The organism is Guyparkeria sp., from assembly GCF_041687595.1.
GTDB lineage: Bacteria > Pseudomonadota > Gammaproteobacteria > Halothiobacillales > Halothiobacillaceae > Guyparkeria.
Genome location: NZ_JAWLBP010000003.1, coordinates 43,517 through 66,463, shown reverse-complemented (window position 1 = coordinate 66,463; position 22,947 = coordinate 43,517). Strand labels below are relative to the sequence as shown.

The 22,947-nt window shown below is 66.5% G+C and carries 21 protein-coding genes, 3 tRNA genes and 1 other RNA gene; 24 read left to right on the top strand and 1 reads right to left on the bottom strand.

All coding sequences use genetic code 11. From position 1 onward, the window contains the following. The first annotated feature begins 8 nt into the window (after positions 1–8). The 10 genes from ACESL5_RS01270 (at position 9) to ACESL5_RS01225 (ending at position 6,334) form a co-directional block, all read left to right on the top strand. Positions 9–584: an RNA pyrophosphohydrolase gene (locus ACESL5_RS01270; RefSeq protein WP_372590964.1), complete on the top strand. Its 576-nt coding sequence runs from the start codon at positions 9–11 to the stop codon at positions 582–584. After that, a complete protein-coding gene (gene ptsP / locus ACESL5_RS01265; protein WP_372590963.1) occupies positions 574–2,868 on the top strand; it encodes a phosphoenolpyruvate--protein phosphotransferase in 2,295 nt (764 codons plus the stop codon). Before ACESL5_RS01270 ends, ptsP begins: the two co-directional genes overlap by 11 nt. Before the next feature lie 128 nt (positions 2,869–2,996). Continuing rightward, positions 2,997–3,073: transfer RNA gene (locus ACESL5_RS01260), tRNA-Pro, on the top strand. Between the two features lie 17 nt (positions 3,074–3,090). Then, positions 3,091–3,167: transfer RNA gene (locus ACESL5_RS01255), tRNA-Arg, on the top strand. 21 nt (positions 3,168–3,188) lie between these two features. Beyond that, positions 3,189–3,264, top strand: a tRNA-His gene (locus ACESL5_RS01250). Positions 3,265–3,581: 317 nt separating this feature from the next. Then, positions 3,582–4,256 (top strand): hypothetical protein, encoded by a 675-nt coding sequence (locus ACESL5_RS01245; RefSeq protein ID WP_372590962.1) that lies wholly within the window; start codon positions 3,582–3,584, stop codon positions 4,254–4,256. Then, the gene (locus ACESL5_RS01240) at positions 4,256–4,801 is read left to right on the top strand and encodes a GTP-binding protein (RefSeq protein ID WP_372590961.1); all 546 of its coding nucleotides are present in this window, start codon (positions 4,256–4,258) and stop codon (positions 4,799–4,801) included. The genes ACESL5_RS01245 and ACESL5_RS01240 overlap by 1 nt, the downstream gene beginning before the upstream one ends. Continuing rightward, a complete protein-coding gene (locus tag ACESL5_RS01235; RefSeq protein WP_372590960.1) occupies positions 4,788–5,174 on the top strand; it encodes a roadblock/LC7 domain-containing protein in 387 nt (128 codons plus the stop codon). The genes ACESL5_RS01240 and ACESL5_RS01235 overlap by 14 nt, the downstream gene beginning before the upstream one ends. Before the next feature lie 74 nt (positions 5,175–5,248). Then, positions 5,249–5,608: a roadblock/LC7 domain-containing protein gene (locus ACESL5_RS01230; RefSeq protein ID WP_372590959.1), complete on the top strand. Its 360-nt coding sequence runs from the start codon at positions 5,249–5,251 to the stop codon at positions 5,606–5,608. 402 nt (positions 5,609–6,010) lie between these two features. Next, positions 6,011–6,334 carry an H-NS family nucleoid-associated regulatory protein gene (locus ACESL5_RS01225; protein ID WP_372590958.1) on the top strand — a complete coding sequence of 108 codons (324 nt, stop codon included), beginning with the start codon at positions 6,011–6,013 and terminating at the stop codon, positions 6,332–6,334. Positions 6,335–6,511: 177 nt separating this feature from the next. On the opposite strand, the gene ACESL5_RS01220 is transcribed toward ACESL5_RS01225, so the two are convergent. After that, positions 6,512–7,687 (bottom strand): hypothetical protein, encoded by a 1,176-nt coding sequence (locus tag ACESL5_RS01220; RefSeq protein WP_372590957.1) that lies wholly within the window; start codon positions 7,685–7,687, stop codon positions 6,512–6,514. Positions 7,688–7,796: 109 nt separating this feature from the next. On the opposite strand from ACESL5_RS01220, the gene rnpB reads away from it, so the two are divergent. The 14 genes from rnpB (at position 7,797) to ACESL5_RS01150 (ending at position 22,917) form a co-directional block, all read left to right on the top strand. After that, an RNA gene (gene rnpB, locus ACESL5_RS01215) (RNase P RNA component class A) lies at positions 7,797–8,152 on the top strand. 331 nt (positions 8,153–8,483) lie between these two features. Next, positions 8,484–8,936, top strand: a complete 453-nt coding sequence (mraZ, locus tag ACESL5_RS01210) for a division/cell wall cluster transcriptional repressor MraZ (RefSeq protein ID WP_372590956.1) — start codon at positions 8,484–8,486, stop codon at positions 8,934–8,936. Next, positions 8,933–9,856 carry a 16S rRNA (cytosine(1402)-N(4))-methyltransferase RsmH gene (gene rsmH, locus ACESL5_RS01205; RefSeq protein WP_372590955.1) on the top strand — a complete coding sequence of 308 codons (924 nt, stop codon included), beginning with the start codon at positions 8,933–8,935 and terminating at the stop codon, positions 9,854–9,856. The genes mraZ and rsmH overlap by 4 nt, the downstream gene beginning before the upstream one ends. Beyond that, positions 9,853–10,113: a cell division protein FtsL gene (ftsL, locus tag ACESL5_RS01200; protein ID WP_372590954.1), complete on the top strand. Its 261-nt coding sequence runs from the start codon at positions 9,853–9,855 to the stop codon at positions 10,111–10,113. Before rsmH ends, ftsL begins: the two co-directional genes overlap by 4 nt. Further along, positions 10,110–11,891, top strand: a complete 1,782-nt coding sequence (locus ACESL5_RS01195; protein ID WP_372590953.1) for a peptidoglycan D,D-transpeptidase FtsI family protein — start codon at positions 10,110–10,112, stop codon at positions 11,889–11,891. Before ftsL ends, ACESL5_RS01195 begins: the two co-directional genes overlap by 4 nt. Position 11,892: 1 nt before the next feature. Beyond that, positions 11,893–13,410: a UDP-N-acetylmuramoyl-L-alanyl-D-glutamate--2,6-diaminopimelate ligase gene (locus tag ACESL5_RS01190; RefSeq protein WP_372590952.1), complete on the top strand. Its 1,518-nt coding sequence runs from the start codon at positions 11,893–11,895 to the stop codon at positions 13,408–13,410. Then, entirely contained in the window at positions 13,407–14,864 is a 1,458-nt protein-coding gene (locus ACESL5_RS01185; protein ID WP_372590951.1) for a UDP-N-acetylmuramoyl-tripeptide--D-alanyl-D-alanine ligase, read from the top strand. The genes ACESL5_RS01190 and ACESL5_RS01185 overlap by 4 nt, the downstream gene beginning before the upstream one ends. Continuing rightward, positions 14,845–15,927 carry a phospho-N-acetylmuramoyl-pentapeptide-transferase gene (mraY, locus tag ACESL5_RS01180; RefSeq protein ID WP_372590950.1) on the top strand — a complete coding sequence of 361 codons (1,083 nt, stop codon included), beginning with the start codon at positions 14,845–14,847 and terminating at the stop codon, positions 15,925–15,927. Before ACESL5_RS01185 ends, mraY begins: the two co-directional genes overlap by 20 nt. Beyond that, positions 15,927–17,354, top strand: coding sequence for a UDP-N-acetylmuramoyl-L-alanine--D-glutamate ligase (gene murD, locus ACESL5_RS01175; protein ID WP_372590949.1), 1,428 nt, complete (start codon positions 15,927–15,929; stop codon positions 17,352–17,354). Before mraY ends, murD begins: the two co-directional genes overlap by 1 nt. Next, positions 17,351–18,592, top strand: a complete 1,242-nt coding sequence (gene ftsW / locus ACESL5_RS01170) for a putative lipid II flippase FtsW (protein WP_372590948.1) — start codon at positions 17,351–17,353, stop codon at positions 18,590–18,592. Before murD ends, ftsW begins: the two co-directional genes overlap by 4 nt. Continuing rightward, on the top strand, positions 18,589–19,710 hold the full coding sequence (gene murG, locus ACESL5_RS01165; protein WP_372590947.1) for an undecaprenyldiphospho-muramoylpentapeptide beta-N-acetylglucosaminyltransferase: 1,122 nt from the start codon (positions 18,589–18,591) through the stop codon (positions 19,708–19,710). The genes ftsW and murG overlap by 4 nt, the downstream gene beginning before the upstream one ends. Continuing rightward, the gene (murC, locus tag ACESL5_RS01160) at positions 19,710–21,134 is read left to right on the top strand and encodes a UDP-N-acetylmuramate--L-alanine ligase (protein WP_372590946.1); all 1,425 of its coding nucleotides are present in this window, start codon (positions 19,710–19,712) and stop codon (positions 21,132–21,134) included. The genes murG and murC overlap by 1 nt, the downstream gene beginning before the upstream one ends. Beyond that, positions 21,131–22,120 (top strand): D-alanine--D-alanine ligase, encoded by a 990-nt coding sequence (locus ACESL5_RS01155; RefSeq protein ID WP_372590945.1) that lies wholly within the window; start codon positions 21,131–21,133, stop codon positions 22,118–22,120. The genes murC and ACESL5_RS01155 overlap by 4 nt, the downstream gene beginning before the upstream one ends. Next, positions 22,120–22,917, top strand: coding sequence for a cell division protein FtsQ/DivIB (locus tag ACESL5_RS01150; RefSeq protein ID WP_372590944.1), 798 nt, complete (start codon positions 22,120–22,122; stop codon positions 22,915–22,917). Before ACESL5_RS01155 ends, ACESL5_RS01150 begins: the two co-directional genes overlap by 1 nt. Positions 22,918–22,947 lie beyond the last annotated feature (30 nt).

Below are 22,947 nucleotides of genomic sequence, written 5' to 3'. Positions count from 1 at the left end.
GTGAAATCGTGATTGACCGTAGCGGCTTTCGACCCAATGTCGGGATCATCGTGTGCAACCACCGGGGCGAGGTGTTCTGGGGCAAGCGCGTGGGTCATCGGTCGTGGCAGTTTCCCCAAGGTGGCATCAATTTCGACGAGCGCCCGCTCGAGGCGATGTACCGCGAACTGCGCGAAGAGGTGGGGCTGCTCCCCGAGCATGTCTCGGTGATGGCGTGGACACGGGGCTGGCTCCGGTATCGCCTGCCGCGCAACATGGTGCGTCGTCACGTCCAGCCGGTATGCATCGGTCAGAAGCAGAAGTGGTTCCTGCTGCGATTGCGGGCCGACGAGTCGGCCTTCGATCTCAATGCCTCGTCCAAGCCGGAGTTCGATGGCTGGGAGTGGCGCCCCTTCTGGTCCATTCTCCCCGAGGTCATCTACTTCAAGCGCAACGTCTACTTCCAGGCACTGCATGCGCTGGCACCCTTCCTCGAGGATGTGCCTGGCGAATGCCCGCGGGATCTGATTCCGGAGCAGATCGAGCGCCGCCTTGAACGGGTCGGTCCGACGGGCGACCGAGCGGGGAATGCCGATGCTCGATGAGCTCCGACAGATCGTCACCGAGGTATCCAAGTCGTCCGACCTGCGGGCGGCCCTCGACCTGATCGCCCGACGGGTGCGTTCGGTGCTGGATGCTTCGGTCTGCTCCGTCTACGTTCTGTCCGAGGAGTCCGATCCCGAGGCCGAGGAACAGACTCTCGTTCTGCAGGCCACCGAGGGGCTCAACAAGGCCAAGGTGGGGCAGGTCGCGTTGAGCATGCACGAGGGACTGGTGGGACTCGTGGCCCGCCGAGCCGAACTGGTCAACCTGGAGGATGCCTCGCAGCATCCGGCCTTCAAGTTCGTCACCGACATCGGCGAAGAGCCTTACCACGGCTTCATGGGTGTGCCCATCATCCACCGCGGGGAGGTGCTCGGGGTGCTGGTGGTGCAGGCGCGCGAACGACGGCGCTTTTCCGATGACCAGGAGTCGTTCGTGGTCACCCTGGCCACGCAGCTGGCCTCGGCCATCAGGCACGCGCGGGCCAGCGGCGAGCTGACGCGCATGGGCAACGAGCCGGGCGAGTTCGACTCGGCGTTTTCCGCCCGGGGCCTGCCCGGCTCGCCCGGGGTGGTCTTCGGCACCGCGGTGGTGGTCGCCGATGGTCAATCGCTGGAGCTGGTGGAGGACCGCGAGGTCGAGGACCCGGATCACGAACTGGCGGTTCTCGACAGTGCCATCGAGGCCGTCCGCCAGGAATTCGAGCAGCTCAAGATCGACTTTGCACGGGCATCCGGCAGCGACGAGGAGAACCTGCTGTTCGATGCCTTCATCCGTATGCTCTCCGGCGGCTCGCTCATCGAGGCTATCGAACGCCACATCCGCCGGGGGCAGTGGGCGCCGGCAGCCTTGCGCGACGCGATCGCCGAGCACGCTGCCGTCTTCGAGCAGATGAGCGACGCCTACCTGCGCGAGCGGGCCCAGGACGTGCGCGACCTGGGCAGCCGTGTGTTGCACAAGCTGCATGCCGAGAGTGCCGGGCCCACCGACTGGCCCGAGCAGATCGTGCTGGTCGGCAACGACCTGTCGGCCTCGCACCTGGCCGAGGTCCCCACCGAGCGTCTGGTCGGGATCGTCTCCAGCACGGGGTCGGGCTCGTCGCACCTGGCCATCCTGGCGCGGGCGTTGGGCGTGCCGGCGGCCATGGGCGTCTCCGACCTGCCGATCTCGCGGCTGCGGAACAAGGAGGTGGTGGTCGACGGCTACCGGGGGCTCGTGGTGGTGCGCCCTCGCGGCTCGCTGCGCGACGAACTGCTGCGCCTGGCTCGGGAGGAAGCGGAACTGACCGAGGAACTCGCCGCCTTGCGCGACGAGCCGGCGCTGACCTCCGACGGCTTCCGGGTGGCCATGCATGTCAATATCGGGCTGCTTTCCGACATGGCGCCGTCGCTGACGGTGGGTGCCGAGGGCATCGGCCTCTACCGCACCGAGGTACCGTTCCAGATCCGCAAGCAGTTCCCCGGCGAGGAGGAGCAGGCGCACATCTACCGCGAGGCGCTGGAGACGTTTACCGGGAAGCCGGTGGTGCTGCGCACGCTCGACGTCGGCGGAGACAAACCGCTGTCGTACTTCCCGATCCGCGAGGACAATCCGTTTCTTGGCTGGCGCGGCATCCGGCTGGTGCTGGATCACCCGGAGATATTCCTCACCCAGATCCGCGCGATGCTCAAGGCCTCGGCGGGATTGAACAATTTGCATATCCTGCTGCCGATGATCTCGGCGGTCGATGAACTGGACCAGTCGATGGCCTTCATCGCCCAGGCGGTGGACGAGGTCTCCGAGGAGATGGACGATGTCCAGCCACCGAAGATCGGTGCGATGATCGAGGTGCCGTCGGCCGTCTACCAGGCCGACGCACTAGCCAGCCGTTGCGACTTCCTCTCGATCGGTACCAATGACCTGACCCAGTATCTCCTGGCCATCGATCGCAATAACGAGCGGGTGGCGCCACGCTACGATGCCTTGCACCCGGCAGTGCTGATGGCGATCCGCGACGTCTGTGCCGCGGGGGACCGGCAGGGCTGCGAGGTGGCTGTCTGCGGCGAACTGGCAGGCGACCCGCTGGGCGCAATCCTGTTGCTGGGGATGGGGATCAACTCCCTGTCCATGAGTGCCGGTTCGTTGCCGCGGATCAAGTGGGTGATCCGGCGCTTCTCGCATGTCGAGGCCCGTGATCTGCTCGAGCAGGCGATGCGATGCGAGCGGCCAAGCGAAATCCGGGCCCTGCTCAACCAGGCACTTGAGGCGCGCGGTCTGGGCGGGCTGATCCGTGCCGGGCGTTACTGATCGGCGCGACTCGGGGTGACCGGGAGCGATTGACTTGACGCCCGCGGATGCCTATCATGGCGCACCTTCGTCACCGGACGGGTCGAACCGCCTCCGAGGACGGGGCGCGTTTGCGCGATGACGGCGAACGGAGTGTAGCGCAGCTTGGTAGCGCACCTGGTTTGGGACCAGGTGGTCGGGGGTTCGAATCCCTCCACTCCGACCAAAGATAAGCCGAAGCTTGCGCCTGTAGCTCAATTGGATAGAGCATCGGCCTTCTAAGCCGAGGGTTGCGGGTTCGAGTCCTGCCGGGCGCGCCACAAGCGTACCTGCTTTATATGGTGACTGTAGCTCAGTTGGTAGAGCCCCGGATTGTGATTCCGGTTGTCGTGGGTTCGAGTCCCATCAGTCACCCCACCATTCGATCGAAAAGGCCCGCCTCCTGGCGGGCCTTTTTCGTGCGCGCTCTTCCCATCTTTTGCCGCGAGCAGACCTGCGTGTCTTCGGCCTTCCTGCCGGCATAACTGTCGTCCCGGTCACGGGTTGCGGCCCACTGGCTCCCGGTGACTCCGCCTTTTCGTGCAGTTCATGTACAAGTGTTGTACTATCCCTGTACAAGAAATGCCTGGGCATGGTCGTGAGGATCGCGACTGGATGCGCCCAGGCTTTCGTAACCAGGGACGGTCGCAGGCGCCGCCGTGCGTGAAGCCAAGAGTCGACAAGGTGACCCATCCATGGTTTTCAAGTCCCCGAACCCATCCACTGACATGTCGGCGATGTCGGTGCGCCGGTACCACGTGACCGGCATGGATACCCGCTGCGAGCTGCTGTTCCACTCGATGATGCGCCTGGTGGGCGACAAGGCTGTCAGTCGCTGGGTGCACGATGCCCGCGAGCATGACCTGGTGATCACCGGTCCCGACGCCACGGATCTGGCTTGCCCAACTGCCGTGCGGCGGCCGTTTTCCCACTTCACGTCCGGTCGTACGGACGACTGCGCCATGTTGCGGCTCGCCGGCATGGTCGAGGCGCTCAACGCCGTCGAGCAGGCGCTAGCCGCCGCGGGCGAGGGTGCGCGCTCGCCAGGCACGGGCCCGACGCGACCCGCGGGCGAGGAGGTCATGAAACTGACCCGTTGGCCCGAGGCCAGTCTGATGGCGTTTCACCCGGCCAGTCCGAAAATGGCCACCCTCCTGCTATCCCGCCCGATGACACTGATGGAGCTCGTCCGCTTCTCCGGGATCGACCGGCGGGTCTGCGCGCAGTTCGTCACCCGGCTCTCGCAGCGAGGCCTTCTCGACCGCAGAGGGTCTGCCGACCGAAAGGGGCCGGCTCCCTTGCGCTCGGGTGGTGGCGGTCTGTTCGCGATGATCCGCGCCCGGCTGGGTCTGGGCGAGGAGTTCGGCTGATGGAATACAAGATCGTCTTCGCCGGTGTGACCGGCGCTGGCAAGACCACGGCCATCGGTTCGGTGAGCGAGATCGACCCGGTGCGGACCGACGTGCGCAACCACGATGCCTCGTTGGCCAAGGAGTTCACGACGGTGGGGCTGGATTACGGCGAGGTCGCCCTCGAAGGGAGTGACCGCCTCCGACTCTACGGCACGCCTGGTCAGACCCGCTTCGAGTTCATGTGGCGGATCGTGTCGCAGGGTGCGCTCGGGCTGGTGCTGCTGGCGGACAACAGCCAGGACGGTGCCCTGGACGCGATCGACACCTATATCGATGGGTTCTCGGAACTGATCGATCGCACGGCCTGCGTGATCGGGGTGGGGCGTTCCGAATCGCACTCCGAGCCGGGTCTCGACGATTACGCCGACCGTCTCGCGGAGCGGGGCGTGATCTGCCCGGTCGTGCCGGTGGACGTGCGGCGGCGGTCGGACGTGCTCATGCTGCTCGATCTCCTGCTCACGCAACTGGAAATGAAAACGGGAACGACTGATGAACTTTTCTGATTCGATGAAGAATGCCGCCGGCGGTGCCGTAGACGAGCTGGTGACTGCCGTCGGCTCGATCCGGGCGGCCGTGGTCTCGACCGAAGACGGTTTCGAGCTGGTCGCTCGGGCACGCGATGCCTCCCAGGTGGCCCGGCTGTCGGCCATGGCCAGCTCGATGGCGGCGCTGGGCGTCATGGCCGGCGAGGAATGCGAGATCGGTGGTTTTCGCTCCATCACCCTGGAGGCCGAGGATGGCTTCATCGTGATGCTCCAGTCCCGGAATCCGGCCAGCAACCTGATTCTCAGTGTCATCGCCGACTCCGAGGCGCTCGTCGGCAAAGTGATCCTTTATGGCAGGAAGGCGGCAACGCAACTGGCCCGCGCTTCATGACGAGCGGGCTTTCCCGACCCCTTTTTCTGCATTTCCGCAGGTCATTTCAACAAACGGTTAACGAGGACTGATTAATGAGCAACATCACGGAATCCCTGGAAAAGGCCATGGAGCTGGAAGGCGCGATGTGCGTTGCGCTGGTCGATTCCGAGAGCGGCATGATTCTCGGTCAGCAGGGTGGCGGTGTCGACATCGAACTGGCGGCGGCCGGAAATACCGAAGTGGTGAGGGCCAAACTCAAGACCATGCGCTCGCTGGACCTGGATGACAGCATCCACGACATACTGATCACCTTGGGCAAGCAGTACCACATCATTCGCCCACTGGCGCAGAACGAGGGGGTGTTCATGTACCTCGTGCTCGACAAGAGCCATTCGAATCTCGCTCTTGCCCGCCGCAAGGTCCAGGACGTCGAAAGCCGGTTGGCGCTCTGACCTCCTGCGCCCGATATCCCCGTGGCGGTTCGGCCGTCGCATGGTGCCCGCCGGGCTGGCGGGTTTTTTCGTGTCCGGCGCCGGGTTTTCTGCATTCTTCGCCAAAATGGCTTTTACGGTTTGCCGACCGGCATTCCCAAACGGTCATCGTCATTCGGAAGAAAATCACGATTATCTAATGAGTGTCTCTTTGTCATATCGGAAACGGGAAATGGTCGAAACAATAATAACGGGTGTGAGCCGGCTGCGGTTTTCCCCATTTCTCGGTAACGACCTTATTATGTTGACGAGGGTGCTCTGGTGATATAAATTTCTGGCAGGTTCGAATGCCGGAGCATTTGCTCCCGGTTTTAATCGAAAAGAACGCTAGACGTTGGTTATCAGATAGAGGATGAATGCCAGATGAGTCAGATTGACGTGAAGAATCTTTCGGCCGATGAACTGAAGAAGTTGGTCAATGACGCGGAACAGGCGTTGCGGGACCGGAGCAAGGAGCGGGTAATGGAATTGCGCCGCGAGGCCGAGGCGCTGGCCGCCGAGCTCAACACTTCGGTCGCCGAACTGTTCGGTCTGGACAAGCCGGCCAAGCAGGCCGGCAAGAAGCTTCCGCCGAAGTACATCAACCCGGCCAACCCCTCGCAGACCTGGTCCGGACGCGGCAAGCGTCCCAATTGGCTGGTCGACGAGCTGAACAAGGGCAAGAAGCTGGAAGACTTCCGGATCTGAACTTGATTCCCGGGTTTCATGCTGCCCCGTGAGGGGTGGTCTGGGTATGACCGGTAAAACCCCGTCACGCGACGGGGTTTTTTTTGGGGCGATTCCGTGACCACGTGCCGGTAACGACGAACCGCTGGCCTGGTCTTTAATGGCATCCGGGTTCGTTTCGGTGATCCATTGATCCGGTCAGGATTCGATCGATCGGCGCAGCCACTCCGGTGGATCGGCAATATTCGCCAGGCAGTGGCGCGCCGCGCGGTCGATGACTCCGTGTTCGTGGTACAGGCCCTCGTCCTCGGCCCATTGCTTCACGCTGTGTTCCGAGATCCCGTGGTGACGCGCCACGCTGATCAGCTGGACCACTCCGTCGCGGTGCCACTTGGCCTGCGAGACGCTTTTCTCTTCCTGGGTTTCGGCTACCGCGACGGAGGCGGCAGCGATCAGCGGGGCGTCCTCCTTTTGGCGGGCCTCGTCGCTGGCCAGCAGACGAGCGGCCAGAGGGCAGGTCACCTCGGCCGGGGCCTTGAGGGCCAGCGCGCCGGTGAATGCCAGCAGTAGCCGGTCCGGGTCGATCGATGCCTCCTCGACCAGCAGGTTGAGGGCCGCATGGTGTTCGCCGGCGGCGACCAGGAGGCTCATGCCGTGGCCGCGAAGGGTTGGATCGACATGGCGGGCCAGCCGGGCCAGCATGAGTTTCCAGAGATCGAGGCGCTTATCCGTGAGGTGGGGGGAGATCAGGCGGACAGCCTCGTCGGCCCCTCCCTGTTCGACAAGCTGGTCGATCAGGGCGCGGGCGGCCTCCAGCAGCAGCTCGGTTTCGGGCGATCGTGCCGCGGTTTCCACCGCGTGGGTCAGGGAGGGGATGGCCTGAAAGAGGGCACCCTGCTGCTGGTGCAGCGTCGCCAGATCCATATGGACCTGGGTGGCCATCTCGACGGGCAGCTCCTTGAACTCTGCCGTCGAGACCAGAGACGTGAGCCGATCGATCGCCCCGCGCCGGTCTCCCGTTGCCGCCATGGCCAGTGCGAGGGTGTGCGTGAGCCCCGGATCGTGCCGCTCCTCGAGCAGTTCCCTGGCCAACGCCGCGGCCTCTTCCGGTCGCCCTTCGGCCAGAAGCGTCACGCACAGACCGTCGGCGATCTCGAAACGTCGCGGGTCGTGGCAATGGCGCATCCAGTCGAGCAGCCATTGCAGTTCATGCCGCTCCAACTCGCTTTCCTGCCAGCGCTCACGGTAGAGCCAGTCGAGTGCCGGCGCGGCCTTGGAGCAGTCGGCATCGCTGGCCGTGGGTGCCCCCTTCATCGTTTCGAGCAGCGCGGCGACGGTGGCGGGTGGAGTTGTCTTGTCTGATGGAATCGTCATGGAGATGGGGGATTGCGGTTGGCCGGACGTGAGGCGTCAGTCTACCGTGAATGATGGCCTTCTTGATTTGCTCTCGACACGGGACATGGCTCGGTTATACTCCGCGCCCGGAGTTGGCCAGATTGTCGCGGCGTCCCTCGGGGCGTCGAGGAAAGTCCGGGCTCCATAGGGCACGGTGCCAGGTAACGCCTGGGCGGCGCGAGCCGACGGAAAGTGCAGCAGAGAGTAGACCGCCGATGGCCACCGCAAGGTGGTACAGGTAAGGGTGAAAGGGTGCGGTAAGAGCGCACCGCGCGGGTGGTAACACGCCGTGGCAAGGTAAACCCCACCGGGAGCAAGGCCAAATAGGGGAACGATGGCGTGGCCCGCGCTGTTCCCGGGTAGGCTGCTCGAGCGCGACGGTGACGTCGCGCCCAGATGAATGGCAATCCACGACAGAACCCGGCTTACCGGCCAACTCCCCCAGTCAATTGCAGTGATTCCCGACACCGCCTTCGCGGTGAGGTGTCGGGATGCCGGTCCGGATGCTCCGTTCGGGGCTTCGCCGGCCGGTGGTTCCCACTTTCTCTCCCCGATCCCCCGTGGAGGGATAATTTCCCCAGCCTCTTCCTCGCGCGGTTTGTAACCAATCCGCGGTAACTCCATGTTTTTGTCTGGAAACGACGGGATTGCCTCGTTGCTTACCCGTGGCTAACTCCTTGTGGTCAAAAGAAAAATCCGGTCATTTGCTTGATCGGGTTTCGGGGTGGGGCTATAGTGCGGTCAGGTGTAAAAAAGTGGGAAAAAGTGGGAAAAAGTGTTTAGGGGCATCACCAATCTGAATCTCGATGCGAAAGGACGCCTGGCCATGCCCACGCGCCATCGGGATGCCTTTGCCCAGGATGACAACCAGCTGATTCTCACGATCGATACCCAGGAACACTGCCTGCTCGTCTACCCGCTCGGCACCTGGCTCGAGATCGAAAAGCAGATCGACGCCCTGCCGTCATTCAACAAGACGGCCAACCGGATCAAGCGGATGCTGATCGGCCACGCCACCCAGGTGGAATTCGATTCCGCCGGGCGGATCGTCATCCCGGCTGCCCTGCGTGGCCACGCCAGGCTGGAAAAGGAAGCGGTGCTGGTCGGGCAGGGCAAGAAGCTCGAACTCTGGGCCCAGCCGCTGTGGGCGGAAATGACCGAGGACTTCCTTGACCAGTCCGACGAGGACGATCAGTTGCCGACGGCTCTGGAGACGTTGTCGCTATGACTCGGGACACCAACCATGACACGGTGCTCAGGGACGAGGCGGTCGACGCCCTGGTCACGGACGCGGCGGGTGTCTACGTGGATGGCACCTACGGACGCGGCGGTCACAGCCGCGCCATTCTCGATCGTCTTTCCGCCGCCGGCCGCCTGATCGGCTTCGACCGCGACCGGCAGGCGGCCGAGGGAGCCGAGCGTCTGGCGGCCGACGACGACCGGTTCACCTTCGTCTCCGAGCCCTTTTCCCGCTGGGGCGACATCCTCGCCGAGCGCGGCATCGCCGACCGCGTCGATGGCGTGATGTTCGATCTCGGGGTGTCTTCACCGCAGCTTGACCAGCCGGAACGCGGCTTCAGCTTCCGGTTCGACGGCCCTCTGGACATGCGAATGGACCAGTCGCGAGGCGTTTCCGCCGCGGACTGGCTGGCGGTGGCCGACGAGGAGGAGGTGCGCGACGTGATTGCGCGCCTCGGCGAGGAGCGTTTCGCTCGGCGGATTGCCGCCGAGATCGTGGCCCGCCGCGGCGACAAGCCCCTGACCCGAACCAGCGACCTGGTCGACTGTGTGCTGGCGGCCATCCCGAAGCGCGACCCCAACAAGCACCCGGCCACGCGAACGTTCCAGGCGATCCGGTTGTTCATCAACCAGGAACTCGACCAGATCACCTCGGCACTGGAGCAGGCGCTGGCGCATCTGCGTCCGGGTGGACGTCTGGTCGTGATCAGCTTTCATTCGCTGGAGGACCGCATCGTCAAGCGGTTCATCCGCGATCACAGCACCCCCGGAAAGGATTTCTTCGGCAACCCGGTGGGGGCGACCGCCTTCCGCAAGATGGGCAAGGCCATCCGGGCCGGCGAGGCCGAGATCAAGAATAACCCGCGTGCGCGCAGCGCGATCATGCGGGTCGCGGAGCGGGTGGAATGAAGGCGCTGAACGTCATCCTGGTCCTGCTGGTGGTGGCCAGTGCGCTGCATGTCGTGCGGCTGGTCGCCACGGACCGTCACCTGGCCCAGCAGATCGCCGTGACCCGTGACGGTATCGAGCGGCTCGAGGGTACCTACGCCGAACTGCAACTCGAAGAGGGCACGCTCACCGCCCAGGGGCGCATCGAACGAATTGCCGCCGAGGATCTCGGCATGGGGCCGCCGGGAGCGGACCGACTGACGGTAGTGTTCCGATGAAGGCGCTGTGGCTCATCCTCACCAACTGGGCTGCCTGGCTGGGCGTGCGCTGGCGGGCGGGCATCGTGTTGATGGTGTTTGCCGTGGCTGCGGTGGTCATGCTGGGTCGGGCCGTGCAACTTCAGGTAACCGAGCGCGACTTCTACACGGAGCAGGGCGGCGACCGTCACCTGCGGGTGCAGACCATCCCGGCCCACCGCGGCATGATCCTCGACCGCAACGGCGAGCCACTGGCCATCAGCGTGGGCATGCACGCGGTCTGGGCCGATCCCAGCGTGATCTCGGCCCATCCCGAGGCACTGCGCCGGCTCGCGACCTTGCTGGAGCAGCCGGCCGACGAACTGATCCGCCGGGTGCGCGAGCGTTCGTCCCGGCGTTTCATCTACGTCGCCCGCCAGGTCCGTCCCAGCCAGGCCGAGCAGGTGCGCGCCGCCAACCTCCCGGGTGTCGGGTTGCAGCGCGAATACAAGCGTTTCTACCCCACCGCTGACGTGACCGCGCCCCTGCTGGGCTTCTCCAACATCGACGACGAGGGGCTGGCGGGCATCGAGCTCGCCTTCGACCGGATGCTCTCCGGCGAGCCGGGCAAGCGCCGCATTATCAAGGACGGTGACGACCGCGAGATCGCCGATCTCGGCGTGATTCGTGCCGCCCGTCCGGGGGAAGACCTGGCCCTGTCGATCGACCGCCGCCTCCAGTACCTGGCCTATCGCGAACTGGTACATGCGATCGACCAGCACGAGGCCGAATCGGGCACCGCGGTCCTCATGGATGTCTCGAGCGCGGAAGTGCTGGCCATGGCCAGTGCCCCGTCGTTCAATCCCAACAACCGGGCGTCGATCGACCCGAAGACGACCCGTAACCACGCCATCGTGGACCAGTTCGAACCCGGATCGTCGGTCAAGCCCTTTACCGTCGCTGCCGCCCTGTCGACCGGTCGCTGGCAGCCGAGCGATATCCTCGACACCGCCCCCGGCTATCGTCGGGTGGGCGGCTACACCATCCACGACCACCGCAACTATGGTGAGCTGGACCTCGAGGGCGTGCTGGAGAAGTCCAGCAACATCGCCGCGAGCATGCTGGCCGAGGACATCGGCGCCGAGGTGTTGTGGAAGACCTACCGCGCCCTCGGTTTCGGTCAGCTGACGGCGGTGGGATTTCCCGGCGAGGCATCGGGTTCGCTGAGTCTCTGGCGCGACTGGCGGAAGGCCGACACCGCGGCTCACAGTTATGGCTACGGCCTGAGCGTCACACCCCTCCAGTTGGCCGCCGCCTATGTCGCCCTGGGCAACGGTGGCCAGTACATCCAGCCCAGCCTGCTTCTACGGGATGATCCGCCCGAGGTCCACCAGGTGTTCGATCCGGCCACCGCAAGGACGGTGGTCGGCCTGCTGCGTTCCGTGACTTCCCCAACCGGGACGGCCCCCGCAGCGTCCATCACCGGTTTCCAGGTGGCGGGCAAGACCGGGACGGTCCGCCGCATTGGCAAGGAGGGTTATTCCCGCAGCGACTACAACACCGTCTTTGCCGGGCTCGCCCCGGCGAGCGATCCCCGTCTCGCCCTAGTAGTGGTGATCAACCGTCCGACCGCCGGGAAGGTCTATGCCGGTGACGTGGCTGCCCCGGTATTCCACCGCGTGATGAGCGGGGCCCTGCGCATGCTCAATATCCGCCCGGACGACCTGCCCGCCCTCCCTCTGCAGCAGATGGCCGGCGAGCGGGGGTCGGTCATCCCGGCCACGCCGGCGTTGCCCGGACGGCCGAAGGAGGCAGGCTGACATGGCAAGGATCGAGTTTCCCGAAATCGGCCTTCGCGAGATCGCGTCGCTGCGTCATGCGGGCGCCCCGGACGCGTCCGTTCGGGCGATCAGCGACGACAGCCGTGACGTGGATGCCACGACTCTCTTCTATGCCCGGGCGACCGTTTCCCAGCCGGTCGACCGGTTCGTGGATGACGCGGTTGACCGTGGCGCCGCGGCGGTCGTCGGCGCCGGCTTGTCCCACGGCCCCGGCGTGGTGCGAGTCGACCGCCCGGAAGAGGCGATTGCCGAGGTCATTTTGCAGGCCAATGGCTGGGGGCGTGACGACATCGCGATCACGGCGATCACGGGCACCAATGGCAAGACCACGGTGGCTCACCTGATCGCCGGGCTGGCTGCAGCGGAGGGCGACCCGGTGGGCGTGGTCGGCACGCTTGGCTGGGGCCTATGGTCGCCGCGGGCCGAATATGAGCCCACCGGTAACACCACTCCCGGGCTGATCGAGAACTGGCGGCTGATCAGCGAGATGGTCCGGGAAGGTGCCCGGGAAATCGTGATGGAGGTCTCGTCGCATGCCTTGAGCCAGGGGCGGGTCGAGGGCCTGCCGATCCGCACGGGTGTGTTCACCAACCTCGGGCGGGACCATTTCGACTATCACGGCGACGTGGAGGCCTACCTCGGGGCCAAGGCGCACCTGTTTGCGCTTCCGTCGCTGCGTCAGGCGGTGCTCAACGCCGACCAGGGCGCCTCCGAGCACATGCTCGAGACCCTTCGCTACCGTGACGATGCCGTCCGGCTGCTGTGCTACTCGCTGGCGCCGACCGCCGGGCTGACGGACTGCCGTCCCTGCCTGACCGGCGATCTCGCGGCGCCGGTCGCGGGGCGGATGCAATTGTCGGTCGGCTACCTCAACGAACGCGAAATGATCGAGGCGCCCCTGGCCGGTCGCTTCAATGCCGAGAACCTGCTGGCCGCCCTTGCGGCCCGGCTGGTGGTGGGCGAATCGCTCGACTCGCTGGCGGCCCATGCCGGGAGGCTGAAGACGCCCCCCGGCCGGATGGAGACCTTCACCGTCGGCGGGACGAAGAGCGTCGTGGTCGACTATGCCCACAGCCCGGATGCCCTCGAAAACGTGCTGACCGGCCTGCGTGACGGGCTGGCCGACGGGGGACGTCTGGGCGTGGTGTTCGGCTGCGGAGGCGACCGGGATGCCGGCAAGCGCCCGCTGATGGGGGCAATCGCCGAGCGTCTGGCCGACTGGGTCGTCGTGACCTCGGACAATCCGCGCAGCGAGAAGCCCGAGGCGATCATCGAGGCGATCATGGCGGGAATGAAGGATCCCGACCGGGTGGAGGTGATCACGGATCGTGAGGCGGCGATCCGGCATGCCATTGACCGGCTGGTCGAGGGGCGTGCCGGCGATTGCCTGCTGGTGGCGGGCAAGGGTCACGAGACGGGACAGGAGGTCGGCGACCGGGTCCTGCCGTTCGACGACCGTCAGGTGGTTCGCGACATCGCAAGGGAGATGGCGGCATGATCCGGGCGACGCTCGAACAGATCGCCGACTGGACCTCGGGGCGGCTGGTGAATCCGGCGGACGCCCCGCTGACCATCCAGGGGGTGGGTACCGACACGCGAACGGACCTCGGCCAGCGGCTTTTCGTCGCACTGAAGGGGCCGAACTTCGACGCGCACGCCTTCCTCGGCAATGCCGCGGGGCAGGGTGCGGTGGCCGCGCTGGTTGAACACGAGGTGCCCGGGGTCGACCTGCCTCAGGTCGTGGTCGACGACAGTCACCGTGCCCTGGCGGCCCTGGCTCGCGCATGGCGTGACCGGGTCGATCCGGTGGTGATCGCGATCACCGGCAGCAGCGGAAAGACCACGGTCAAGGAGATGCTGGCCGCCATGCTCTCGCAGGTGGGACCGACATCGGCCACGCGCGGCAACCTGAACAACGACATCGGCGTGCCGCTCACTCTGCTCGAGTGGCCGCCGGAAACCCGCCATGCGGTGGTCGAGATGGGGGCCAATCATGTCGGCGAGATCGCGGCGCTGACCGAGCTGGTCGCGCCGGACATCGCTCTCGTGACCATGGCCGGACGGGCGCATGTGGGCGAGTTCGGCTCCATCGAGCGGATCATCGAGGCCAAGGGCGAGCTCTATCGCCATTGCCCGAGGGCCTGCCGGTCAGTGGTCAATCTCGACTCCCCCGGCGCGGATGAGTGGTTGGCCGCCGCGCCCAATGCCGAGACCTTCACCATGCAGGAGCCGCGCGCCGATCGGGCCACGTGGTGCGGCCGGTATCTGGTCGGACGGCATGCGCTCACGATCCGCGAGCGCGGCGTCGATCTGCTCGGGCCGCTGTCCGTGCCGATGCCCGGAGCACACAACGCCGTCAACCTGCTGGCGGCGATCGCCGTGGCCCGGGTAGCCGGGCTGGAGCGGGCCGACATCGAGGCTGGCCTGGCCATCTTCGAACCCCCGGCGGGACGCATGACCACCGTGCGCCTGGCCAATGGCTGGCGCGTCATCGACGACAGCTACAACGCCAACCCCGAATCCATGCGCGCAGCTCTGGCTCATCTCGCCGAGTTGCCGGGCACGCGGGTGGCCGTTCTGGGCAGCATGGGGGAACTTGGCGAGCAGTCGGGAGTCTTGCACCGGGACCTCGGCGCCGATGCGGCCGCCGCCGGACTTGATCGCGTCATCGCGGTCGGCCCGGAGGGCAACTCCGTGAAGGCCGGATTTGTCACGGCCGGCGGGGACGAGCGGGGACTGATCTGCGTCCCGGACGCCGAGACCGCCGCGACCACACTCGAGGAACTGCTCTCCGACGTTGGTACCAACGCCGAGGTGACGGTGCTCCTCAAGGGATCGAGATTCATGCATATCGAGCGTGTCCGGGACGCACTCGAGCGGGAGCACGGTATGGCTACCGGCTCCGACGACAATTTCACAGGGAGGGGGCCGGATGCTGCTCTGGCTGACTGAATGGCTGACGCAATACGCCACGTTCTTCGGCGTGTTCGAATATCTGACGTTCCGCGCCATGCTCGGGGTGGGTACTGCGCTGCTCATCTCGCTGCTGGTCGGTCCGTTCGTGATTCGTTGGCTGCAGAGCGTCAAGGCGGGGCAGCCGATCCGCGAACTCGGCCCGCAGAGCCATCTGGCCAAGGCCGGTACCCCGACGATGGGCGGGGCCCTGATACTGATCGCGATCGGCATCTCCATGCTGCTGTGGGGCGACTTGGGCAATGTCTACGTCTGGGTGGCCCTGATCACCACCATGGGCTTCGGGCTGATCGGGGGCTGGGACGACTATCTCAAGCTCAGCCGCCGCAACAGCGACGGGCTCGCGGCACGCTGGAAGTACCTGGGTCAGTCGGTGATCGCGCTGATCGCCGCGGTGTTCCTGTACCTGATCGCCGAGACGCCCGCGGAAACCAGTCTGCTTATCCCGCTGATCAGGGACGCCCTGATCCCGCTGGGCTTCGGCTTCATCATCCTGACCTATTTCGTGGTCGTGGGCAGCTCGAACGCCGTCAACCTCACCGACGGCCTGGACGGTCTGGCCATCATGCCCACGGTGCTGGTCGCCGCCGGACTGGCAGCGTTCGCCTACGTCACGGGCCACTACGAGTTCGCCACCTACCTGGGGCTTCCCTATATCGCCGGTGTGGGCGAGCTGTCGGTGTTCTGCGCCACGATCGTCGGTGCCGGGCTTGGTTTCCTCTGGTTCAACAGCTATCCCGCCCAGGTCTTCATGGGGGATGTCGGTGCGCTGGCCCTGGGCGCGGCCCTGGGCATCGTGGCGGTGATGGTCCGCCAGGAGATCGTCCTGTTCATCATGGGCGGGATCTTCGTGCTCGAGACGGTCTCCGTGATGCTCCAGGTCGCCTCCTACCGGCTGACCGGCAAGCGGATCTTCCGCATGGCGCCGATCCATCACCACTTCGAGCTCAAGGGCTGGCCCGAGCCGAAGGTGATCGTGCGCTTCTGGATCATCACGGTGATCCTCGTCCTGATCGGCCTGGCAACGATGAAGGTGCGCTGATGGAACTGATTGTCGGCATGGGACAGACGGGGTTTTCCGCCGGGCGCTTCTTCCAGCGCCGGGGCGTTCCCTTCGTCGGCGCCGATACCCGGGGGGCAGCCGCCCCTCGGGAGCAGTGGCAGCGTGCCTTCGGAGAAAGAACGCTGTTCGAGGGTGACCTCACGGCCGATCCCTCGCTCGCCGGGATCGAGGGGATCGTCCTCAGTCCCGGAGTCGATCCGTCGCAGGCTGGTATCGCGGCGCTGCTCGACTCCGCCCGGGGGCAGGGCATTCCCGTGCGCAGCGACATCGAGCTGGCTGCGCGGAACGCCGAGGTTCCCTACCTGATGATCACCGGGTCGAACGGGAAGAGCACGGTTACGGCGCTCACGGCCGAACTGCTGGACGCGCTGGGCTACCGCGTGGCCGTCGGCGGCAACTACGGCACCCCCGCGCTCGACCTGCTGGCGAGACCCTGTGACGTGATGGTCCTGGAGGTGTCGAGCTTCCAGATGGAGTCTTCCGACCCGGACGCGATCCGGCCGAAGGTTGCCGCCGTCCTGAACATCAGTCCCGACCATCTGGACCGGCACGGCTCGCTGGCGACCTACGCTGCTCTCAAGGCGCGGGTGCTGGTCCACGCGGAAACCGCGGTGGTCAATCTCGACGATCCGTGGGTCGCCGCCATGGCCGGCGACTGCGAGGGACGTGTGCTGGGTTTCTCCACGACCGCCGGCAGCGCTGAAGCCCGTGTCGCCGTCGGTTTCCACCTCGACGAGGACGGCCGCAACCTCTGCCGGGACGGCGGGACGATCATCGCCGCGGATGCGCTGGCGCTGCCCGGTCGTCACAACCGGCTCAATGTCCTGGCCACCCTCGCGCTGGTCGAGGGGGTCGCCGGCAAGGAAGCGCTGGATTCGCCGGACCTGCATCGCGCACTGCGCCGCTTCGAGGGGCTGCCGCACCGGATGCAGGCCATCTGCCAATGGTCGGTGGACGGCGGCGAGATCCGCTTCGTCAACGATTCCAAGGCCACCAACGTGGGCGCCGCGGTGGCAGCCATCGAGGGTCTGTCCGAACCGACGGTCGTCGTCGCCGGCGGTCAGGCCAAGGGCCAGTCGTTCGAGGCCCTGGCCGAGTCCCTCGCGCGCCACGCGCTGGCCGTGGTGCTGATCGGCGAGGATGCTGCGCTGATCGAGTCGGCCATCCGTCGCCTGCCGGCGACCGCCCCCGATATCCACCATGCCGCCGACATGGCCCAGGCGGTTTCCCGGGCGACGGAATGCGCCGTGATCGGTCTGGGGCAGGCGCCCAGGGTAACGGTTCTGCTGGCGCCGGCCTGCGCGAGTTTCGACATGTTCCGCGGCTACGCCGAACGGGGCGAACGCTTCGCCCGGGCGGCGGAGGCGGTCTGCGCCCGCGGCATGGAAACGGAGGTGGCGTCATGAGCCTGATGTCGACCGACCGCCCGACCATGCAACGACTGCGCGAGACGTTCGCCACCGCGACGCAGTGGGTCGGCGAGCAGGGGCAGGTCCATCGGCACGTCGGCGGCATCCGACTGGACCGGTGGTTCCTCACCAGCCTGATCGCTCTGATCGCCCTCGGGCTGGTCATGGTCGCCTCGGCCACGCTCGGCGGCGGAGACTTGCCGAAGGGTGGGCCGCTGCTACGGCAATCCGGCGCCGTGATCATCGGCCTGGTGGCGATGGCCGTTTTGCTGATGGTGCCGATCCGCCACCTGGTTTCTCTGCGGACATCGATCCTGGTGCTCTCGCTCGCCCTGCTCGCCGTGCTGTTCGTGCCCGGCGTCGCCCATACCGTCAATGGCGCGACGCGCTGGATCGACCTCGGGGTAGTCCGGGTCCAGGCGAGCGAGTTCGCCCGCCTGGGCATGATCATCTGGATGGCCGCCTATCTCGGGGTCCATCTCGACAAGGTGCAGACCCGCATGCGGGGCATGTTCGCGCCTGTGATCGTGATCGCGCTCGGTGCGACGCTCCTGCTGCTGCAACCCGACTACGGCAACACCTTGGTGCTCGGCGCGACTCTGTTCGCCATGGCCTGGCTCATGCGCGCCCAGCTGCACACCATGATCATGCTGATGCTTGTCGGCGGGGCGCTGGCGGTGGTCGGGGTGTTCAGCGCGCAGTATCGCGTCGACCGGCTGTTGTCGTTCTCCAACCCGTTTGCCGATCCCTTCGGTGACGGCTACCAGCTGGTCAACGCCTTGATCGCCATCGGCGGGGGTGGCCTGTTCGGCCGCGGCCTGGGCGAGAGCGTGCAGAAGCTTTCATACCTGCCCGAGGCCCACACCGATTTCATCTTCGCCGTGTTCGCCGAGGAATTCGGCCTGTTCGGCGTGGCCGCTCTGCTGGGGCTTTACGCGGTTCTCGTCTGGCGGGGCTTCGTCATCGCCCGCATGGCCTGGACGGCACGCCACTACACCGGCGCGGCGTTGGCCTGGGGCATCAGCGTGTGGATCGGCATGCAGTCGCTGATCAACATGGGGGTGAACATGGGGCTGCTGCCCACCAAGGGGCTGACCCTGCCGCTGATGAGCTACGGCGGCTCGGCCATGGTCGCCACGCTGCTGGCCATGGGGCTGATCCTGCGAGTCCACCACGAGGCCAGCGTCGCGCTGGCCGATGAAGGCATTCGCGATGCGCGGGAGGTGGCCCAATGACCGCGGCACCCCTGATCTACCTCATGGCCGGCGGCACGGGCGGGCATGTCATCCCCGCGCTCGCGGTGGCCGGAGCCCTCGCCGAGCGGGGCTATGCCATCCGCTGGATGGGCACCGAGCGCGGCATCGAGTCCCGTCTGGTGCCAGAGGCGGGCTATCCCATCGATTATTTGCCGATCGGCGGGGTGCGCGGCAAGGGCTGGTCGACCCGGCTGATGGCGCCTTTCGCGTTGCTGCGGGCGGTCTGGGCCGCCGGCCGGTGCCTGCGGCGCGAGCGCCCCGTGCTGGTAATCGGCATGGGCGGCTTTGCCGCCGGTCCGGGCGGTCTCGCCGCCTGGCTGCTGCGCGTCCCGTTGGTGGTCCACGAACAGAATGCTATCGCCGGCATGACCAACCGTGCGCTGTCCCGATTCGCCCGGGTCACGCTCGCGGCCTATCCGAAGGCCTTCGGTCGCGCCCTTCCCGACGCGCAGGTCGTGGGCAATCCCGTGCGCCCGGAGATCGCGGCACTGCCGGCCCCGTCCGAGCGGCTGGCGAATCGGGAAGGCCCGGTGCGGGTGCTGGTGCTCGGGGGCAGCCTTGGCGCCCGCGCACTCAACGAATCCGTGCCGCAGGCGCTCGCGCGGGTCAGCCGCTCGATCGATCTCGATGTCCGCCACCAGGCCGGCCCCCGCAATCTCGAAGAGGCCCGTGGCCATTACGAGGGCGCCGGCTGGGGCGAGGGCAGCCACCACGAGGTCACCGGGTTCATCGACGACATGGCCGGAGCCTTCGGCTGGGCGGATTTCGTCATCGCCCGGGCGGGCGCGATGACCGTCGCCGAGATTGCCGCTGCCGGCGTCGGCGCACTGTTCATCCCGTTCCCGCACGCGGTCGACGACCACCAGCGGCACAACGCCGCCTGGCTGGTCGACCAGGGGGCGGCGCGGCTGCTTGACCAGCAAGATGCGAACGTCGAACGGCTGGCCAGCCTGCTGGGCCCCGTGCTGGGCGACCGGGCGCTGCTGCGCGACATGGCTGCTCGCGCCCGTGCCGCGGCGGTGGTCGACAGCACCGCGAGAATCACGGCGGTCTGCGAACAGGTCATCGCGGGCCAGAACCCGGGGGAGGAGAAGTGATGGAACAGTTCGCCCCGGTCGCTCAGGTACGCATGCGCAAGGTGCGCAAGCTGCACTTCGTCGGCATCGGCGGGGCCGGCATGAGCGGCATCGCCGAAGTGCTGCACACGCTCGGGTTCGAAGTCACCGGCTCGGACATGAACGAGTCGCCCGCCGTGCGCCATCTGCGTGAGTTGGGCATAGAGGTCTTCATCGGCCATGCGGCGGAAAACCTTGCCGATGCCGATGTGCTGGTGGTCTCCACCGCGATCGCCGCGGACAACTCCGAGCTCCAGACCGCCCAGGCCCGTCGGTTGCCGATCGTGCGTCGCGCGGAGATGCTCGCCGAGATCATGCGTTTTCGCATCGGGCTGGCCGTCGCCGGGACTCATGGCAAGACCACCACCACCTCGCTGCTTGCGGCGATCCTTGCCGAGGCTGGTCTCGACCCGACTTACGTGATCGGCGGCAAGCTGCTCTCCAGCGCCTCCAACGCACGGCTTGGGCGGGGCGAGTACCTGATCGCGGAGGCTGACGAGTCGGATGCGTCGTTCCTTCACCTGCAGCCACACGTGGCAGTGGTCACCAACATCGATGCTGACCACCTGGAGACGTACGACAACGACTTCTCCCGGCTGCTGGACCACTTCGTCGAATTCCTGCACAACCTGCCGTTCTACGGGCTGGCGGTGATCTGTGCCGACGATGCCCACGCGATGAGCATCGTCAATCGCGTCGGCCGCCAGGTGCTCAGCTACGGAATCGACGCGCCGGCCGACGTGCGTGCCACGGCTATCCACAGCGACGGTTTCGAGTCGGCCTTCGACCTGCAGCTGCCCGACGGCAGCAGCCTGCACTGTCGGCTTGCCATGCCCGGGCGGCACAACATCCTCAATGCACTGGCGGCGATCACGGTGGCCCACGACCTGGGGGTCGATGGCGAGTCGATCGTTCGGGCACTGGCCGGCTTCAAGGGCGTCGGTAGACGCCTGGAGCGCCGAGGCACGCTCGCCTTCAAGCACGGTCGCCGCCTGCTGCTGGACGATTACGGCCACCACCCGCGCGAAGTGGCGGCAACGCTCGCCGCGGTGCGCGATGCCTGGCCGGACGAGCCCCTGCTGCTGATCTTCCAGCCCCATCGTTACACCCGCACGCGCGATCTGTTCGAGGACTTCGTCGAGGTGCTCTCGCAGGTGGATCAACTGATCCTGCTGGAGGTCTACGCAGCCGGCCAGCAGCCGATTGCCGGCGCGGACGGGCGCAGCCTCGCCCGGGCGATTCGCGCCCGGGGACAGGTCGACCCGGTGTTCGTCGGTGACCCCGAGCAGGTGCCCGAGGTTGTCGACGACATGGTGCGGGGTGACGGCATCGTGCTGACGCTGGGTGCCGGCAACGTCGGCAGCCTGCCGGGCCTGCTGCTCGAACGCTGGGGGGAGACGGAATGACTGACATGGCGCATTTCGGTCGGGTGGCAGTGCTGATGGGCGGCTGGTCCGCCGAGCGCGAGGTGTCGCTCAACAGCGGTCAGGCGGTGTTCGACGCACTGGCCGGGCAGGGCATCGATACGGTGGCGATCGATCTGCATCGGGAGGATGCGCGCGACCTGGGCCGGATCCTGCACGAGCAGGATGTCGATCGGGTGTTCATCGCGCTGCACGGTCGTGGTGGCGAGGACGGTCAGATTCAGGCGGTGCTCGACCTGCTGGGCGTGCCCTACACGGGCAGTGGCATGGCCGCCTCCGCCGTCGGGATGGACAAGATCCTGTGCAAGCGCATCTGGCAGAGCGCAGGGCTGGATACCCCGGCATTCGTCGTGGTCGATGGCCTGGCGCAGGCGAAGGCCGCTGCCGAACGGCTGGGCTGGCCGGTGATCGTCAAGCCCACGGCCGACGGGTCGAGCGTCGGGGTGAGCAAGGTCGACGGCCCGGAGGGCGTCGAGCAGGCCTGGCGCGACGCCGCTGCCCATGGCCCGGTGATGGTCGAACGGTTCGTTTCGGGAGGTGAGTACACCGTGGCGCTTCTGGGCGAGCGGACTCTGCCGGCGATCCGCATCGAGGCGAGCGGCGAGCATGCCTTCTACGACTACCAGGCCAAGTACGAGGCCGAGGATACGGGGTACCGGATTCCCTGCGGTCTGGATGCCGGCGAGGAACAACGCATGGCGGCCACGGCGAAGGTGGCGTTCGAGCTGATCGGTGCGTCCGGCTGGGGTCGGGTGGATTTCATCCGCGACGAGGCCGGCCGACACTGGCTGATCGAGGTCAACACGGTGCCGGGCATGACCGGGCATTCGCTGGTGCCGATGGCCGCGCGGGAGGTCGGAATGGATTTCGGATCCCTGTGCCGGACGATCCTGGAGCAGACCCTGGTGCCCGAAGGATCGGCGCCCGAGGGTGCCGACGGAGGTGAGTCGGTTCATGGAGCGGGTTGATGACAACCAGACGCAGAACGCAGGCACGGCCGAAGGGGCCGACGTGGCGCGAGCGGTGCGCGGCATTCGCCGGCGTGGTCGGGCGTGCGTTGCGCATCGGAATGACGGTGGCGCTGTGGGTCGGGTTCGTCGGGGCGCTGGTGCTGGTCGCCCAGCGGGTCTGGGTGAAGCTGGATGTGCCCATCCAAGAGATCGTGGTCGAGGGAAACAATCGGTTCGTCTCGGCCGAGCAGGTCGAGCAGACACTGGATCCCTGGCTCGGACGCAGCATCTGGGAGGTGGAGCTCGAGGCGATGCGCGCGCGCCTGCTGGAGGACCGCTGGCTCACGGAAGTGACCATCACGCGCCAGTGGCCGGCCCGGTTGCGCGTCGAGCTGGCGACGCACCGGCCGATCGCGTACTGGGGAGAGGGTGCCCTGATGAGCAGTGCCGGCGAGGTGTTCCGGCCGAAGGATCGGCCGGAGGCACTGCGGCTGCCACGCCTTGCCGGACCACGGAACAGCCAGTGGGCGGTCTGGGAGCGCTACAGCAGCCTGCGCCCGGTGCTCGAGCAGGTCGGGCTGACACTGGTCGGGGTGGAGCTGAGTCCGCGCGGTGCGCTGGACCTGACGCTGGACTCCGGTGCGGTCATCCGGGCCGGTCGGCAGTCGCTGGAAGTGCGGCTGCAGCGTCTTCTGGACGTGTATCCGGACACGCTGGAAGGACGGATTCACCTGGTCCGCTCGATCGATCTTCGCTACAGCAACGGATTCGCCGTGGCCTGGCGGGACGACGGTACGGAACAGGCAGAGAAATGAAGGAAATGGTTTTCAACAGCTTCGCATTCA